Raw genomic sequence first — 16935 nt, forward strand, 5'->3', positions numbered from 1 at the left:
TCAATTCTCAGCCATCTTCAGTCCTCTTCCAGAGGACTTGCGCTGTGAGACAGGGATTTCAATCCCTGTCGAACTGTCGAACTGTCGAACTGTCGGACTGTCGGAATGTCGGACTGTCGGACTCTGGTACTCAACGAGAGGCGAGTTGATCCTGGATTTATTTTGGTTTCACTCTTGACATTGACACTAATGTCAAGGTTTAAGCTACAGGAGTCATTCTACCAAATCAAGCTTTACAAATGACTTCTAATTCTTTGTCAATTTCTCGCATCTCCCAGTTAGCAGAAGAACATCCCGACGCTTTAACAGCCGCCCTGTGCGGAATTTTAGTAATCTTGGGTTCCCTAGCCCTGCAACTCGGCTGGCTGGGTGTAGCCGTGTTAATCTTACCCGCAGCTTATGTTATCGGCGGCTATTCCAGTACCCGCGAAGGCTTAACTACCCTTTTTCAAGAACGCGAATTAGATGTAGATTTGTTAATGATTGTCGCTGCTTTGGGCGCGGCAGGTTTGGGGCTGTGGCGGCAAGAATATCATTTAATTGTTGACGGTGCGGTGTTGATTTTAATCTTTGCAATTAGCGGCGCCCTTGAAGGTTATGCTATGCAGCGGACTGAACGCAGCATCCGCAGTTTGATGAGTTTGACTGCGGATACTGCTAGAGTGGTAATGTACGGCGGGGAACGGTTCGTTGCGATCGACAAATTGGAAATTGGCGATCGCATTTTAGTCAAGCCCGGAGAAATCATCCCCACAGATGCGATAATTATTGAAGGCCACAGTGCGATCGACCAAGCCTCAATTACCGGCGAATCGATGCCCGTGGAAAAAACCAGCGGCGATGAAGTCTATGCAGGTACAATCAACGGTGTCGGCGCGCTGAAACTCGAAGTGCATAAAACTCCAGAAAGCAGCTTGATTCAGCGAGTGATTCGGCTGGTTCAAGAAGCGCAAACAGCAGCGCCACCTTCTCAAATGTTTGTGGAAAAATTCGAGCGCGGTTATGCTAAATTAATTGTCGGTTTAGGCTTGCTGCTGGCAACTTTGCCGCCCTTTGTTTTGGGCTGGAATTGGGAAGAGACAATCTATCGGGCGCTGATTTTCCTAGTAGTCGCGTCCCCCTGCGCGCTGATGGCTTCGATTATGCCCGCGCTGCTTTCAGGAATTGCTAACGGGGCGAGACAGGGAATTTTGTTTAAAAGTGGCGCGCAATTAGAGATGATTGGTAAAGTCAGGGCGATCGCCTTTGACAAAACCGGAACACTCACCACGGGAAAACCCGAAGTTATCCAAATTGTACCAGCAGCCGGATATACTGAAACAGAAGTTCTGCAATTAGCAGCAGCCCTAGAAGCTCATTCCGAACACGCGATCGCCCATGCAATTGTCAGCGCCGCCCAGCAGCAACAGTTACAATTGTCAACCGCTACCGACGTACAAGCAAAAATCGGTCAAGGAATTATCGGCAAAGTCAACAATCAAATCATAGCCATTGGTAAAGCCGAATTTCTCGAAGCAACCTCCGAATTGACTCAAATCAGCCTGCAGTTACAAGCCGAAGGTAAAACAGTTGTTTGGGTGGCAAAAGGCGAGCAACTTTTAGGAATCATTGCAGTAGCAGATACCATCCGCCCCGAAGCAGCAGCAACAGTAAAACACTTGCAAAAATTAGGCGTAGAACATATAATTATGCTAAGCGGCGACAACGAGCAAACAGCTCAACACATCGCCCGCCAATTAGGCATCAAAGAAGTGTACGCCGAACTTTTGCCAGAAGACAAAGTGCAGGCAATAAAACAACTGCAAACCCAGTATCAAACTGTAGCAATGGTAGGAGACGGCATCAACGACGCCCCCGCCCTCGCTCAAGCTTCCGTGGGCATTGCGATGGGAATTTCCGGCAGCGACGTTGCTTTAGAAACTGCTGATATCGTATTAATGGCAGATAAATTAGAGCAACTAGCTAAAGCAATTAGTTTAGGCCGCCGCGCTCAAAAAATTGTCAAACAAAACATAGTTTTTGCACTCAGTTGCATTATACTGTTACTGGCTGCCAATTTTCTCGGAAACATCACCATGCCTTTAGGCGTAATCGGTCATGAAGGGTCTACAGTAATAGTCACATTAAGCGGTTTGCGACTGCTCAGAAATTAGACCAATCGAGACAGAGGAAGAGTGATATCAAACCCGCTCTTCATCGGAATTATTAGTCTCTCTCTTCTCTTCCTCTGCGTTCTCTGCGTTCTCTGCGGTTAAAAAATCCAAATATTAAGAAAAACTACAATTTGTGTTTGCGTCACTCAAAACACGCTACCGTCAAAAGTATAGAATCATACCAAAATCTAAAGTTGCTCGAAACTGCAATAAAAATTAACCTAGAAAAAGTCTAGAAAATGGTATAGAACTGATTGCACCAAGAGCAATAGAAAACAAGTTTTCTGTTGGAGGCTATTATGAACCACAAAGTCCTTGGGGCCACGCGAAACGTTGCAATTGTTGGCCCTTATTTAAGCGGTAAAACCGCACTGCTGGAAAGTTTGCTATCGGTGACAGGGACAATTACCCGCAAAGGAAATGTCAAAGATGGCAACACAATAGGTGATAGTTCGCCGGAAGCGCGCGATCGCAAAATGAGCGTAGAAGTAAACGCCGCCACCGCTGAATATCAAGGCGTCCGCTTCACATTTCTCGACTGTCCGGGCTCGGTAGAATTTGTCCAAGAAACTTACAATGCACTCATCGGTGTGGATGCGGCAATAATTGTTTGCGAACCCGTTGCCGATCGCACTTTAACCCTCGCACCCCTGTTTAAATTTCTCGACGATTGGGAAATTCCCCACCTAGTTTTCATCAACAAGATCGATCGAGCTTACACAGACGAAACTACTTGTGGCACCAACTTCACCGAGGTGATCGACGCGCTCAAATCCGTTTCCAGTAGACCGATCGTACCTCACCAATATCCGATCGGCAAAAACGAACAAATCATCGGTTTTATCGACTTAGTAACCGAACAAGCTTACCACTACCATCCGGGCGCCGCCGCAGATCCCGTCCCGCTTCCAGAACACCTCAAAGCACAAGAAAGCGCAGCGCGGCAGCAAATGCTCGAAGAATTGGCGAATTTTGACGACCATTTACTCGAAGAATTGCTCGAAGAAATCAATCCCGACGCCGAAGAAATTACCCGCGATTTAAAGATGGAATTAGGCGCAGATTTAATTGTGCCAGTATTCATCGGCATCGCCGAACAAGATTTCGGCGTGCGGCCTCTGCTGGAAGCTTTGCTGAGGGAAGCGCCGACACCGGAAACAACAGCCGATCGCCGCGGCATTATACAAAGTGAAAACAAAGTTCTCGCTCAAATCCTCAAAACCTATTACACGCCGCAGGGAGGCAAACTATCGTTAGTGAGAATGTGGCGGGGGACGCTGACAGATGGAGCAAATTTGAACGGCGTTCGAGTTAACGGTTTGTACCGCTTGACCGGCCAGCAAACGCAAAGTTTGCAGTCTGTCAGCGCCGGGGAAATTGTGGCTGTGGGAAGGCTAGAAGGCTTGAAAACAGGCGATACGCTGGGTTCGGAGGAATTATTGCCAAAAGCCGAAATTATCTCCCCTGTCTACGCACTGGCGATCGTCCCAGAAAAGCGCAACGATGAAGTTAAGCTGAGCTCCGCTTTAGCTAAATTACTAGAAGAAGACCCATCTTTAGTCTGGGAACAGCACGGCGACACTCACGAAATTATACTTTGGGGTCAAGGCGAAATCCACCTGAAAGTAGCCCTAGACAGGTTGCGCCGTAAGTATAACTTGCCGATGGTAACTCACTTACCGCAAGTGCCGTACAAAGAAACCATCCGCAAACCAGCATCTTCCATCCACGGGCGCTACAAACACCAAAGCGGCGGGCACGGACAATTCGGCGACGTGTACCTCGACATTCAACCGCAGCCTCGCGGAGAAGGTTTCACCTTTAGCGACAAAATAGTCGGCGGAGTCGTCCCAAAACAGTACATTCCCGGCGTTGAAGTCGGAGTGCGCGAGTATTTGGATCGCGGCCCGCTGGGTTTCCCCGTGGTAGACGTAGCGGTGACGCTGACGAACGGTTCCTACCATACCGTTGACAGTTCCGAACAAGCTTTCAAGCAAGCAGCGCGTTTGGCGATGCAGGAGGGAATGGCCAAGTGCGAACCGGCCTTGCTGGAGCCGATTGCCAAAGTTGAAATTTGCGCTCCGAACGAGTGTACATCAAAGGTGTTGCAGTTGGTCAGCGGACACCGGGGCCAAATTCTCGGCTACGAAGGTAAAAAAGACTGGAAGGGATGGGATGCAGTTTCTGCTTATTTGCCGATCGCCGAAATGCAGAATTTGATCGTAGAATTGCGATCGCAGACAATGGGAGTAGGATTTTTTAATTGGGAGTTCGATCGACTGCAAGAAGTGCCGGAACCTTTAGCTAAGCGGGTTTTGCAAACGACTGGCGGCAATGGAAACGGTAAAAGTTAAGCTGTAGGGGCGGGTTTCACCAACCATATCGGGAAGAATTGAAAGGATAAATAAACCCGCCCCCGCCCCACGGTCAATCTGAATGTACATTTCGATTTATCGTGGGGAGAGGGCGGGTTTTCGAGATTGTTTGTTTGGGGCGATTATGGTTGGTGGAACCCGCCCCTACCACATCGCAAATTATACGATCGCGAATCAACGAGACATGATATTAGAAAACTCGATAATTCATCCGTGTATCCGTGTCAAAATCCGTGTCGTGCCTTCTTCCTTACCCTAAAAAGAAATAATCAAGTAACCATTCAGGAACTTAGCACCAGTAACAGACTTTCCAGTTAGCGCCGGAGGCAGCAAAATATTGCGCCGCTGATCGCCCGCTTCGATCGTCACTTCCGGCCCCGATTGAATCAATTTAATTTCTTTCTTGTCAAACCCAGGCAAAAACAAACTAACTTGACGCTGTGCAATGTTGATGTTAATCGGTTTAGGAGCTTTTGCGGCCTCCGAAAAATCTGGCAAAGCATCAATTAGCGACTGCCAATTATTGTCACTGTGCGCCGGAACCGAAACAGCCGTCAAAGGATCAAACTCGGCAGTAATAGCTTCTGTAACCGGTGCTTGATTAACAATGACACCGCCCACAGTCAAACTAACTTGTTGAGAACTTCCCCAAAGATAGCGGGCAGTTGCGATCGCGCTTGCATCCCCAGTCGTCACCAAAAAAGCCGCCGTGCGGTTCGGATCTGCCAGCGCTTCCTTACCCTTATCCAAAAGATTATCGACTTGCTTAGTAGATTGAAAAGCATTGTCTCCCGACATATCCACCGTCAACACGGTACTCACAACCGGTTGAATAAAAGGTGAAAGCGCTTTACCCAAATCCGAATCTACCAAAGCTTGACGGAACCTGCGGATGTACCAACTCAGAATTTCCGGCATTCCCAGCATCCGTAGCGTATCCATGCCACCATTGCCGTCATAAACAATTACATCGTATTGTTTGCTGTCGTCGTATTCCCGAAGTTCGTTCAACGCCAGCGCGCTGTCCATTCCCGGTAAAACTCCTAATTCTTGACCGTAAATCTGCTTGAAAAACGGAGTGCGGACATATTGAGCTTCTAGTTGTTTAATTTCGTCCCACCTGCGTTCTAGCAGTGGCGCGCTTTGCACCTGAACTGCTTTGAGGTTGGGGGCGATTTCCTGGGGGTTGAGAGTCAGGGGAGTCCCTAGCAGAATACCCAATGCAGGGCCCGGATCTTGGCCGAGCAGCAGAACTCGCTTGCCTTGAGCCGCGTATTTTTTAGCTGTTGCGATCGCGATCGTACTGCGGCCAGTGCCGCCTTTGCCCAAAAATGTCAAAATCAAAGCCATTTTCTGTTCTCACTGCCAAAGCTTACTCTTTAACATTTAAGCGCAACCTTCAGCCAGAGTGGGGGAGGGGGAGAGTGAAGGAAGAGGAGAGTCGGCGAGTGGGAGAGTGGGAGAGGGGGAGAGTAGGAGACGAAAGGAAACACAGTTAAATTCAATCCGTGTATCCGTGTCCGAATCCGTGTCGTGCCCCCTCTTCCTTCTACATCTGTTAAACGGGTTCTAGCTCATCTTCAAAAAACCAAGTCGCAAAACCGTCAAACTTGACAACCACACCTACTCCGCTACCGTCAACCATTCTGAATCCGTCAACAGTGCCTACTGGATTCTCCTTTATCTTGCCCACCATATTTGCAGGTATCCGATCTCTGAGACGGCGCACCTTCACTCTCTGACCTACTTCTATTGCCACTGAAATTGTTCTCCTGCTCTATATAACCTATATACAACCGTTTATTTTACAGTTTGGCGTCTACTTCTCAACAGCAACGCCAGCAGGCGATCGCTCCCGATGATTTTCCATCGAAATTTCCACCAACTTTCCCTAAAAGACGGTATTCTAGTCGGAGTTGGTCGATCGTCTACCCTGATTCGCTTGGGTTTGCTTCATAATGTTCCACAGCGGCAAGCTCCACTGTCAGAGGCTGTTCACCACTTAGATAATTATTTTTTATCGCTTCGCAAAAACCATCTTTTTATTAATTGCCACAACTACAGAATTTATCCCCAATTAGTCATCCTTCCGGCAGAAGCCAAAAGGCATTCACAAGCAGTAATTAATTTTATCTTTGCTATATATAAATCTCCCCTCTCTCACGTTGAAAACGGCTAAAGTAGATGCTGCCAAGCACTTTGACTAGGGTTTGCTAATTTTCCCTAAGCTCATATTTTAGTAAAGTGCCATGTTGTAACAGTTTACTAAAATATGAACATAAAAAAAGTTTTAATGCTAAACTTTCAGGCTGATAAAGTTTATTTTTACTGCTGTGTTACGGCATAAAAAATGGAACGATTTCCGGATGTATGCCGTCTGATAGAGGAAAGGAAGTCGAGGAACTTCAATATGACAAAATTGAAATTATGAATAAAATGTTTACGTGTGGGCGATCGACCAAAATTCCGCTCCTAAGTTTGTCCTTGGCTGTGCTGGCGAGTCTGTCGCCCTTTCGCGGGACGATCGCCAGTCCGCCCTCTCCATCCCCCAAACAGCCCTCGAACCCTACTAAAATTGTCTCAGTCGATCGACCGCCAGCATTGCCAACCGCCTCAAAATCTCCAACAAATCCGGCAACCGTGGCGGCGAATCCATCCCCAGCAGACACGATAAACGCCCAGGGAACAGCGGCCGCGCGATCGCTCGAAATAGAAGAAATCCGCGGTACAGTAAGCTTTAAAGGCCGGCCAGCGGTCGTGGGCGATCGGCTACTCGCCCCCGGAGACGAAATCATCACCGGCCCCAATTCCACAGCCCGTTTAGGCATCGACAACAACATCGGCACCGTGGAAGTTGCCGAAAAAACCACACTCAGAATATCCGATTTGTCAAGCCGTGCAGGCGGCGAAAAAAGCACAGCCATTTTTGTCAGCAGGGGGCGAGTCAGGTTGTCGATCGGCAAAACTGCTGCTGCAACTCCCGCAGCCACCACCTCAACAATTATCCCGCCGAACCAAATAGCCGCCCTCAATACCTTCAGCGGACTCGGCAAATCCAGTCAAATTGCCCAACAAACCCGTTCTGCCAGAACCGCCCCAATCAGGGTTGAAACCCCAGAAGGCGTTGCCGGAGTCCGCGGCACATCCTTTGGCGTCAGCGTCGGCGGTGGCAAAACCGCAGTCGAAACTATTGAAGGTGCCGTCGTAGTATCCGGCAGCGCCGACTCGGAAGTAATTGTCAACAGTGGCAACTCCACGACAATTTTCCCTCAAACCTCCCCCGTGGCGCCCTCAGCCAGCCCTCGCCTAGCTAAACTCAAAGTCCGCAGTTTATTGAGAGTCAGCGGCAATATCTATCGCCTCAGCGGTCAAATTAACCCGATCGACACAGTTTATGTCAACAACGAAGAAATTAAGATCGATCGAAAAGGCAACTTCAAGATCCAAGGAATTTTACCTCCAAGCCGCCGCCTCGAAATCGTAGTGCGAGGCCCGTCAGTCACAGAAAGGCATTACAGCTTCGCAGTTCGCTAAACAACCTATCGTCGCGAGTAATCTACGCGGGCCGTCTCTGAGGACTTGAATTATATCTAAGATGTTGCACCATTCTCAATAAGCCCTAGGGGCGGGTTCGCCAACAGCCTTAAAGCTTGCAAATAGGTTCTATAAACCCGCCCGACCCCACGAAAAAGCCTGTTCTTGACAATGGTGCAAGATGTGAGTTAGATCCTAAGTCGTATCAGGGTTGATTATTTTGTGTAGGTGCGAAGCATTTTGCCATGAATCTCGGTAGTCAAAATAAAGATATTTTGCCCCCACCCTTCGCCCTTACGTTATTGTAAAACTTCATGACAATTCCCGCATCCAGGATACCCGCCACGTGATTCATCCGTCCAAAAATAAAAAACCTGTATCCGATAAAGGAGCCCCCGAATTTATCTCGCGCAAGTCAATCTAAAATCTAAAATCTAAAATCTAAAATCGATTGACTCCCACTCCTCTCGAAATTGTGACTCGAATGTCAATGATTGCGTCAAATTAATTGCATGAAGTTCAAAAAATGGATCGATCATCTCAAACAAAATAAACTGCTCGGCCTGCAGCAACATATAACCACAAATCCTCCCTGGATCACAGGGGGATTAGTAGGTATACTGTCTGTAGCCATGCTGCAAGTGGGAATGTGGAAACCCCTTGAATATTTGGGGTACAAAACCCTATTTCAAATTCGAGAATCGGGAATTTTGCCAAATCCCGGATGGGATCAGAGAATTGCGGTAATTGCGATCGAACGGCATTCCTTGCAAGAATACGGTCAATTTCCTTGGCCTCGCAACCGCTACGCCCAACTGCTAGAAGCACTGAAAAAATCTCCCCCCACAGCCGTTGGTTTTGACATTCTTTTCCTCGATCCAAGTCCGAAAGATGATATTTTAGCCGCTGCAATCGCCACCAACGGCAAAGTTGTACTCGCTAAAACCACCAAAGAAGAACCCGTAGCATCTTTAAAAGCAGCCGCCGCAGGTGTCGGCCACATCGGCCAGGAACCCGATAGCGACGGTATTAGCCGCGAGTCAAAAATCTTTCTCAACGGGATTCCTAATTTCGGTTTAGCAATGACTCACAGGTACAATGCTGCTAATCCCCAAGATCCAGTATTGCTCCCACAGTCCAAAAATAAGCAGCCAAAAAAAGTCTGGGTTAACTGGCCAGGGAAAACAGAAAATCTACCTACCTATGCTTTTGTTGATGTCGTAGAAGGTAGAATTCCAGCAGATTCTCTGACTAATAAGTTAGTTTTAGTGGGCATAGTTGCTACCGGTTTCGATCCGATATCTTCACCTCTCAACAAGACTACGGCTGGGGTTTATTTATATGCAGCGTTGATTGACAATTTGCTCAATCAACGCTTGCTCCAGCGGCTGCCGGTACTCGTAGAAATTTTGTTATTGTTGGGTATTGGCCCGCTTACCGCTTTGGTTCTGGGCAACCGAGGTGTTAAAGAGAGAATTGCGATCGCTCTCGGTTTGCCTATAATTTGGATTGGGGCTGCCGCTTTGTTATTTGGCTTCTTTTTTTGGTGGGTTCCGATTGCCGCACCTATCGGCACTCTCATTTTATCTAGCACTGCTTTGCAACTTCGGGAACAGTACGAAAAGCAGCAGTTGATGAGGTTATTTGAAAAGCACGTCGATCCAGAGACTGCTCAGCTTATTTGGCAACGCAAAGCTGAGATATTTGAACAGGGAGAACTCGAACCTCAAGAACTTACAGCAACGGTGCTGTTTATGGATATTCGTAGTTTTACTTCAATTTCAGAAAAAATGCCACCGCGGGATTTGCTCACCTGGCTGAACAATTATTTGGAAGCGATGACTAACTGTATTATGGATCACGGTGGCGTTGTAGATAAATACATCGGTGATGCAATTATGGCAGTTTTTGGAGTGCCTTTTTGCCATAGCGAATATGCAGAAATTCAACAAGATGCTTTGAATGCAGTTGCGGCTTGTATTGCGATGCACGAACGGCTGCACCAACTGAATCAGCAGCTTAGAAGTGAACGCAAACCTTTAATTAAGTTTGGCATCGGTTTGCATACCGGACAGTTAGTTGCTGGTAGCGTGGGCGGTTCCCGGCGTTTGAATTATTCTGTGATCGGCGATGCTGTCAACATTGCTGCTAGATTGGAGGCGATGAATAAGGAAATTGTTTCTGACAGTCCTTTTAATTTGTTGGTGACGGCGAGGACTTTTGCTTATGTGCGCGATCGCTACGAAGGCAAAAAAGTAGGATCGATTCAATTGCGCGGCAAAAAAGAAGAGACTGTGGTTTATGCTATTTTGGGCGAAAAACATTAGTCAGTTGTCAGTTGTCAGTTGTCAGTTGTCAGTTGGGAAAATTACCTTTTTCCCAATTCCCCATTAGACATTCCCAATTCCCAATTCCCCGTTCCTAATGACTGCGGACTAAGCTGTCGCGCATTTAATTGGGATAGTTATGTTAGTAAAAATCTTGTGGGGTGGGCATCTTGCCTGCCCTAAAAGTGAAAATTAAATGTAGTATAGCTTACTGACCAATCTAATCAAATACGCTTAGCCGCAAAGTTTTAGCTATTTTTTCTAACAGAAATAAGCCACCGATAGAATTTCCGTCTTTATCCAGGGGCGGACTGTAAAAGCCGATCGCCCCCTGGCCCGGAATTACCGACACCAAAGCCCCGCTAACTCCCGACTTGGCCGGCAACCCCACCCGCAGCGCAAAACGGCCCGATGCTTCATACAAACCGCAAGTTGCCATCAGCGCTTTGACACTACGGCAGTTTTCCCCCATTGCTCGATCGCCGCTATTTACCAAAACCATCCCCAGCTTAGCTAAATCCTCCACAGTTCCCGACAAACAGCAGATGCGATTGTAGGTTTCTAAAGCAATTTCGGGATTTTGAATGTAACCCGATTCTACCATTTTCAAGGCGAGATTCCAATTGTTTTGATTCGGATTTTTCTTCACTGAATCGAGCATTAACTCGTCAACAAATAACTGACTGTTTGCCTGTTGATTCAGCCAAGTTCGCAAGTTTTGACAGCGGGACACAGCATTTTGACCGGGAATCAAAGACGCTAGGGCGATCGCCCCGCTATTAATCATCGGGTTTCTCGGCTTCCCTTGGTCTATTTCGAGTTGAGTTAAAGAATTGAAAGGCAGTTCCGAAGGCTCACACCCAACGCAGTCAAAAACCGTTTTTTCGCCCAATTCGCACAGCAAATAAAGCAGCACAAAAGGCTTGACTACACTCATCAGCGGGAATGTGTGAGCAATGCTACCCCAGCTCACAATTTGCGCGTCAATTGCCCGAATTTGCACGGCAAACCCTTGTCTGTCGGCTTGCGCTATGAGAGGTATGTACGCAGGGATTTGACCCGATTTACTGCGATTAATTGCCTCTTTTGCCCAAACTGCCAGTTGTTCCGGTTCCAAGGAAGATAGTTGGCTGGTGGATATTTTCACTCTCGATTATTTCGATCATTTTAAATTTTAGATTGCCATTCCTGGCGCGATATTGAGCCAGAAACCCCGTTTATTAACCGAATTGCGTCACTTGGGGCCGCTCCGGGAAGAAACTGGGTTTCTTCGGGGATCTCAACCAAGCTCGAACTTCAGGCTAGTCAACTACCCAGCATCAAGCGGAGTACCGCCGGAGATGTGGGCTTGTATCTGAACTCCACCGCAATTCCGAGAACCTTTGCAGAATCTCAGCTTTAGTTTCACCGCCCGACACATTAGGGGATGCTGACAAGCTCCCCGTACTCGTCCAGTCCTGCCGAACGAGCAACGTTCTCATGGCAATATTTCGCGCACCCACCAAATCAGCATGAAGCTCATGCCCGCAACACTCGCAACGAAACAATAGTCCTTTTTTAGGTCTATTGCCGGCCGAAGTGTGTCCACATTTTGGACAGCTTTGCGAGGTATAATTAGCTGGAACTTTAGTAGCTAAAGAGCCGTTCAAATTAGCTTTGTAGTCAATATAGCCGTGCAGTTCGGCAAACGACCATTTAGCTTTGTTTCGATTAGCTTTTCGCTGTTTTTTGCTAACCTTTTTACCAGACTTGGACTTGGTTCTATCCCGAATTCCGGTTAGGTTTTCCAGTCCAATTAAAGTATTAGGCTTTGCAATATCCTTGCTGATTTGGTGGTTCACGTCAGCGATAAACCGTCTTTCTCTTCCCGACAAAGCAATTAGTCTGCGCTTTGCCGAACGAGTGTCTTTACGCTGAAGAGTTTGTCTAGCTTTATGATAGCGGTTGGCTTTATGTCTAGCTTCTGAACCTGAGTAGAAATTAGACTTGTTTTGTAAGTCTGTTTCTACGGCTAAGTAGCGCATCCCCACGTCAACGCCAGAAACTCTAGTTATTTTCAGTGGGTCGAGTTCAGGGGTTTCTACCTCAATACTTACCATCAAATAGTAAACCTTAGAGGAACGCTGATAGACAATTTTAGCTGCTCCAACTTTGGAACCATTCGCAATGAAATCCAGATGCTTGTTGTAGCCATCATACGAGACTACTATTCGACCAGTCAGGGTAATAATACTCACCTTCTGCTCGGATTTAAACGAGTAGTCACGCTGATAATTCAAGGTACAGGTTCGAGAGATATACTTAGGGGGTTGGTCTAGTCCTTTGTACCGTTTCTTGGTGTACCCTTTAGCGATAGCATCGTTAGATTGTTTTACCTTAGTCCAGAGAGTTTTATACGTTGCCGAAACTTGTCTCGGTACATTGCAAGCCATCTGAGCGCCAAGTCCAAATCGAACTCGCAATTCATTGTAGACAGCCTTTTGTAACTTAGCACCATTGCTGGTTTTGTTCGCATCAAAAGCAACTTGTGAAGTATGATTCAAGGCATCGCGATAAGCCAAGGTAGTCTGAGATACCAAAGCTTTTTGCTCGGCATTCAGGTTTAGTTTTAGCTTGGCGGTGATTATTTGAGGCATTACTTTCACGAACTATGACAAAATTCAATCTCGTGAACATACAAAAAGCAAGTGGTGTAGCAAAATAATTTGTTCGCTCATCGACCGCCCCTCGCCTTCCAACACCTAAAGTCGTTGGTTTAGTTCGGGGCGGTTCTCTTCACTCACGCAAATTCCTCCCGACGCTCACCTGGGTACAGGTAGAGCGCGGGACTCCTTTTGATTTAGTTGACGTTTCTGTCCGCCGGGAGCAAATAAATTTTTCATAAAAAACCTGTACTTTGCATAAAAATCTCCCTTTCACCCGGATATATAAGTAGCAGCTTCAAGGCAAGGCTGCTATCTAAAACAAACCAGCACTAGCTGGAAATGCCTTCAGATTCTTATGTTTAAGCCCCAGCAAGGGGCGGGGTGCATATTTAACTTAATTCTTTCAGAGTTCGCGAAATCCTGTCCGGAAAACCCCCGAACCTTTAAGAATGTACTATCCAACCGGATTCACCAAAACCAGGATAAAAAAATGGCAGACGAACCGAAAGCTGAAGCACCAAAGCCCGCTCCCATGATTTTTAAGGGTGTGTGCAAGGAGGGAGTTCTCAAAGGCAAAGAAATTGAAGGCAAACTAGATATCAAAGTCAACGTCGAATCTGTAACAACCCCAGAAGCACCGCCCAAAAAATCCGAGTGGGAGCCAGTTATCTTTTGGGTATTGTTTGCATTCATGGCAAACTTGATTGTCGGCGATCCCGCCGGAATGAGAAAAAAATACAGCTCCCCACAAAGGTCTCATTCTCATCAGATGTTAAACCAATCTGGGGAGCAGTCGCTGTTGCCTAAGAAAAACACCAGCAACTTGCCACTTTAGGCCCTGGGAGCCTGCCAGCCACGCAAATAGTAATAGAAAGACCCGAAATATTCATCGAATACTCGTGTCGTAGTTACCAAAGCTTCTGCACTAGGCAGAAAATCTCCCGCGTCTAAGCGGAGTCTGGATTTCCCTCCTGCCGTGGGTTGAAAAGTGTAGAAGTCGGTAGCCCTAGGAATCACCTGGATTCCCATATTCGCAAAAGCGAGGCTGGCACGGCGCATCTGAATCGCAGATGTTACCAGGATTACTTTGCGCGGGGCGCCACGGCTGTCGAGTATCTTTCTCACTTCTTCGGCGCTGGTGCGTATGTTGCTGCCGTTATCGTCGAGAACGATACTGCTGCGCGGCACGCCCATGTTGTTTGCCAGCAAAGTCTCGATATCCTTCGCTTCCCCAACATAACCCTCCAACTCTGGTCTGGGGCCAGCGGTAACGATGACCATCGGTGCCACTTTTTGGCGGTACAAAACGGCAGCATAGGGCAGGCGATTACCTGTATCTGTCAGTTGAATCGCTACTCGGTTGGGGATGTGAGGCTGAGTGGTTCCCTTGCCTAGGAGAACTATCGCCGCTGCAGTTTCATCGCAGCAAGCTGTGCGGACGGCAGCAGCGGCGTCCCGTTCTGCTTGGTCGGCGAACCAGTAAGCGACAACTGGCATACTCGAAAGGATCAAAACTAGCAGGGCTGCCAGGATCATTCTCGGCGCCGGGTTGCGGATGCCCCCGTTCGTGATCAGCGCCGACGCAATCACCAGCAGAGTGATGGAAAAACCCAACGGCTTAAAGAAGAAGGCTATGAGCCCGAAAATCGCTGCTCCAACTGGTGTGTCTGGCGCAAAAAAAGCCAGGAACAAAAGGCTGATCAGCAGCAAAACGCGCAGTCGGTCTAATAACGGATTGTCTTTACCTCCTGATTGATCCCACCACGATTTGATCAGTGAGAACAGGAGGAATAGAAATAGAATGCGAGCTAACAGTTCTGGCATCTTGCAATATTCTGTGTCTTCATAAATTAGTACGGAAGTGTGGAAACGAGCGCGAATTTAGCTGCGGGAGGAAATACGGGCATCGGTGGGTTTTTAACTTTCGCGAATAACGCAGTCCGATCGCATTTATCCTGATGCTCGATTCCGGTCAGCTATCAACTATTGGTTGCAGGGTGTAAGCCCGCTACTTCCAGTCACAGATTGCTGACAGTTAATTGGTAATTGATAACTGGTAATGGTTGATTGGTAATTGGTAATGGATCGAACACGCCCCAGGTGGAATTGACAATTCAAGCCTGCTTTGTTCTGCCTACTTTTTTCCCCATTACCTGTTACCGATTCACCAATCCCAATTTATCGGCGCTTCAGTTGATTCCGAATTGCCTGCGTTACCGTTTGAATTACTTTAACACGAGCATAATACTTGTTATTGGCCGCAATTAGCGTCCAGGGAGCAGCCGGCGTGCTGGTGCGCTGAATCATTTGATTCACCGCTACTTCATAATAATTCCACTTTTCCCGATTCCGCCAATCTTCTTCGGTGAGTTTGTATTGTTTAAATGGATTGTTTTGCCGCTCTGTAAACCGCTTTAGTTGCTCGTCAGGACTGATGTGCAGCCAGAATTTAACTAAGACACAACCGAAACTGGTGAGTTGCTCCTCAAATTCGTTGATTTCCTGATAAGCTCTGCGCCATTCGGGTTCGGTGGCAAATCCTTCGACTCGCTCGACCAGCACTCTACCATACCAACTACGATCGCAAATGCCGATCTTACCAGCCGTTGGCAGCCGCTGCCAGAACCGCCAGAGGTAGTGATGCGCTTTTTCTTCGTCTGTCGGCACCCCAAAGGCATTAGCGATGTAACTGCGGGGGTCTAGGATGTCCGTCAAGCGTTTGATGGCTCCTCCTTTGCCGGCGGCGTCCCAACCTTCAAACAACACTAATACGGGGATTTCCTCTTCGTAGATGCTTTGTTGCAGTTTGCCAAAACGGGTTTGTTCCTCGCGCAGTTGCTGTTTGTATTCGTCGGGCGACAGCGATTGAGTTAAATCTACTTGGGCCAGCAAGTCGGGTTCGGTGGGTTGCAAGCTTTCTTGAGGTGGCAATTTCACGGGTGCAGATTGCATCGGCAGTCTGTCCAATGCTTCTGTAATTGTCGCTGCCATTTGCGTTAAAACTTTGACTCTCGCCCACCGTTGACAATCGCCTTCTACTAGCGTCCAAGGTGAGGGGCCCGTGCCGGTTTGGGCTACCATTTCTTCGGCAAAAGTTGTGTATTCTTCGTATTTTTTGGCTTGTTTCCAATCTTCGGGTCGCACTCGCCAAGCTTGTAATGCGTCATCTTCTAGTTTTTTGAGCCGATGCTTGAGTTCTTTTTTGCTCAGGTGAATCCAAAATTTGGCAATTGCGGCGCCGTCATCAACCATCTGCCGCTCGAAGGCGTTGATTTGCCTGATGGCTGTCGGTACTTCTGCGTCGGAGACTCGATCGAACAACCGGTCTTCTAAAACATGAGTGTACCAACTGTGGTAGAAAAAACCAATTTTGCCGCGGGCAGGAAGTTTCTGCCAAAACCGCCATAGGAAAGGATAGCCCCTTTCTGCATCTGACGGCGGCCAAATCGGGTGGACGGCAAACCCGCGCGGGTCCATGTACCCCACCATTTTTTTGACCAGCGCGCCTTTACCGGCGGCGGCCCAACCTTCGAGGACGATGATTGCGGGCAATTTTTTTTCTCTGCAGGCCAGTTGGAGCGATCGCAACTGCTGCATTAAAATTTCTATCTTGGCATCATAGGTTTCTTTATCCAGGGAAATATCTAAATCGAGGTTGTCGAGCATATTTACCTCCTATTAATCTGTAAAAAACAGTTTAACGTTAGTTTAACGTTTGGATAAAATTAAATCCTCAATTCAGGGGAAAACGTTATAAAAATTACAGTTACGGCTGGTTAAAAGCCGATCGCTCCTGCAATCAAATGCCAGCCTCGTTAATACTAGCAAGATTCCCTCGATTTCCAACTTGCAAAAAAAAACAGCTCAGGTTATAGTTGAAATAGGGAACTTTTAAATAAGT

At 47.5% G+C, this 16935-nt stretch carries 12 protein-coding genes; 6 read left to right on the forward strand and 6 right to left on the reverse strand.

The window, feature by feature from the left end:
• The first annotated feature begins 239 nt into the window (after positions 1-239).
• Positions 240-2153 carry a heavy metal translocating P-type ATPase gene (locus QT973_RS15025; RefSeq protein WP_333391620.1) on the forward strand — a complete coding sequence of 638 codons (1914 nt, stop codon included), beginning with the start codon at positions 240-242 and terminating at the stop codon, positions 2151-2153.
• Positions 2154-2452: 299 nt separating this feature from the next.
• Positions 2453-4507, forward strand: a complete 2055-nt coding sequence (locus QT973_RS15030; RefSeq protein ID WP_333232942.1) for an elongation factor G — start codon at positions 2453-2455, stop codon at positions 4505-4507.
• Between the two features lie 276 nt (positions 4508-4783).
• On the opposite strand, the gene QT973_RS15035 is transcribed toward QT973_RS15030, so the two are convergent.
• Positions 4784-5878, reverse strand: coding sequence for a Get3/ArsA fold putative tail anchor-mediating ATPase NosAFP (locus tag QT973_RS15035; protein ID WP_333054279.1), 1095 nt, complete (start codon positions 5876-5878; stop codon positions 4784-4786).
• A 208-nt stretch (positions 5879-6086) separates the two neighbouring features.
• Complete coding sequence (petP, locus tag QT973_RS15040; RefSeq protein ID WP_333054278.1) at positions 6087-6287, reverse strand: cytochrome b6f subunit PetP; 201 nt, start codon at positions 6285-6287, stop codon at positions 6087-6089.
• Between the two features lie 99 nt (positions 6288-6386).
• Here petP and QT973_RS15045 point away from each other — a divergent pair, with 99 nt between their 5' ends.
• From QT973_RS15045 to QT973_RS15055, 3 genes are all read left to right on the forward strand, one after another.
• On the forward strand, positions 6387-6707 hold the full coding sequence (locus tag QT973_RS15045) for a hypothetical protein (RefSeq protein WP_333054277.1): 321 nt from the start codon (positions 6387-6389) through the stop codon (positions 6705-6707).
• Positions 6708-6955: 248 nt separating this feature from the next.
• Positions 6956-8062, forward strand: a complete 1107-nt coding sequence (locus QT973_RS15050) for a FecR domain-containing protein (RefSeq protein ID WP_333054276.1) — start codon at positions 6956-6958, stop codon at positions 8060-8062.
• 512 nt (positions 8063-8574) lie between these two features.
• Positions 8575-10389 carry an adenylate/guanylate cyclase domain-containing protein gene (locus tag QT973_RS15055; RefSeq protein ID WP_333391622.1) on the forward strand — a complete coding sequence of 605 codons (1815 nt, stop codon included), beginning with the start codon at positions 8575-8577 and terminating at the stop codon, positions 10387-10389.
• 220 nt (positions 10390-10609) lie between these two features.
• Here QT973_RS15055 and glsA read toward each other — a convergent pair whose 3' ends face one another.
• Positions 10610-11536, reverse strand: a complete 927-nt coding sequence (gene glsA, locus QT973_RS15060) for a glutaminase A (protein ID WP_333054274.1) — start codon at positions 11534-11536, stop codon at positions 10610-10612.
• Between the two features lie 172 nt (positions 11537-11708).
• Entirely contained in the window at positions 11709-13025 is a 1317-nt protein-coding gene (locus QT973_RS15065; RefSeq protein ID WP_333054273.1) for a transposase, read from the reverse strand.
• Between the two features lie 499 nt (positions 13026-13524).
• Here QT973_RS15065 and QT973_RS15070 point away from each other — a divergent pair, with 499 nt between their 5' ends.
• Positions 13525-13869, forward strand: a complete 345-nt coding sequence (locus QT973_RS15070; protein ID WP_333054272.1) for a hypothetical protein — start codon at positions 13525-13527, stop codon at positions 13867-13869.
• Here QT973_RS15070 and QT973_RS15075 read toward each other — a convergent pair.
• Complete coding sequence (locus tag QT973_RS15075) at positions 13866-14858, reverse strand: YdcF family protein (RefSeq protein ID WP_333054271.1); 993 nt, start codon at positions 14856-14858, stop codon at positions 13866-13868. The two genes, QT973_RS15070 and QT973_RS15075, sit on opposite strands and share 4 nt — an antisense overlap.
• Before the next feature lie 354 nt (positions 14859-15212).
• The gene (pap, locus tag QT973_RS15080) at positions 15213-16700 is read right to left on the reverse strand and encodes a polyphosphate:AMP phosphotransferase (RefSeq protein ID WP_333054270.1); all 1488 of its coding nucleotides are present in this window, start codon (positions 16698-16700) and stop codon (positions 15213-15215) included.
• Positions 16701-16935: the final 235 nt, after the last annotated feature.

The sequence above is a fragment of the Microcoleus sp. Z1_A1 genome (assembly GCF_036700305.1).
Classification (GTDB): domain Bacteria; phylum Cyanobacteriota; class Cyanobacteriia; order Cyanobacteriales; family Microcoleaceae; genus Microcoleus.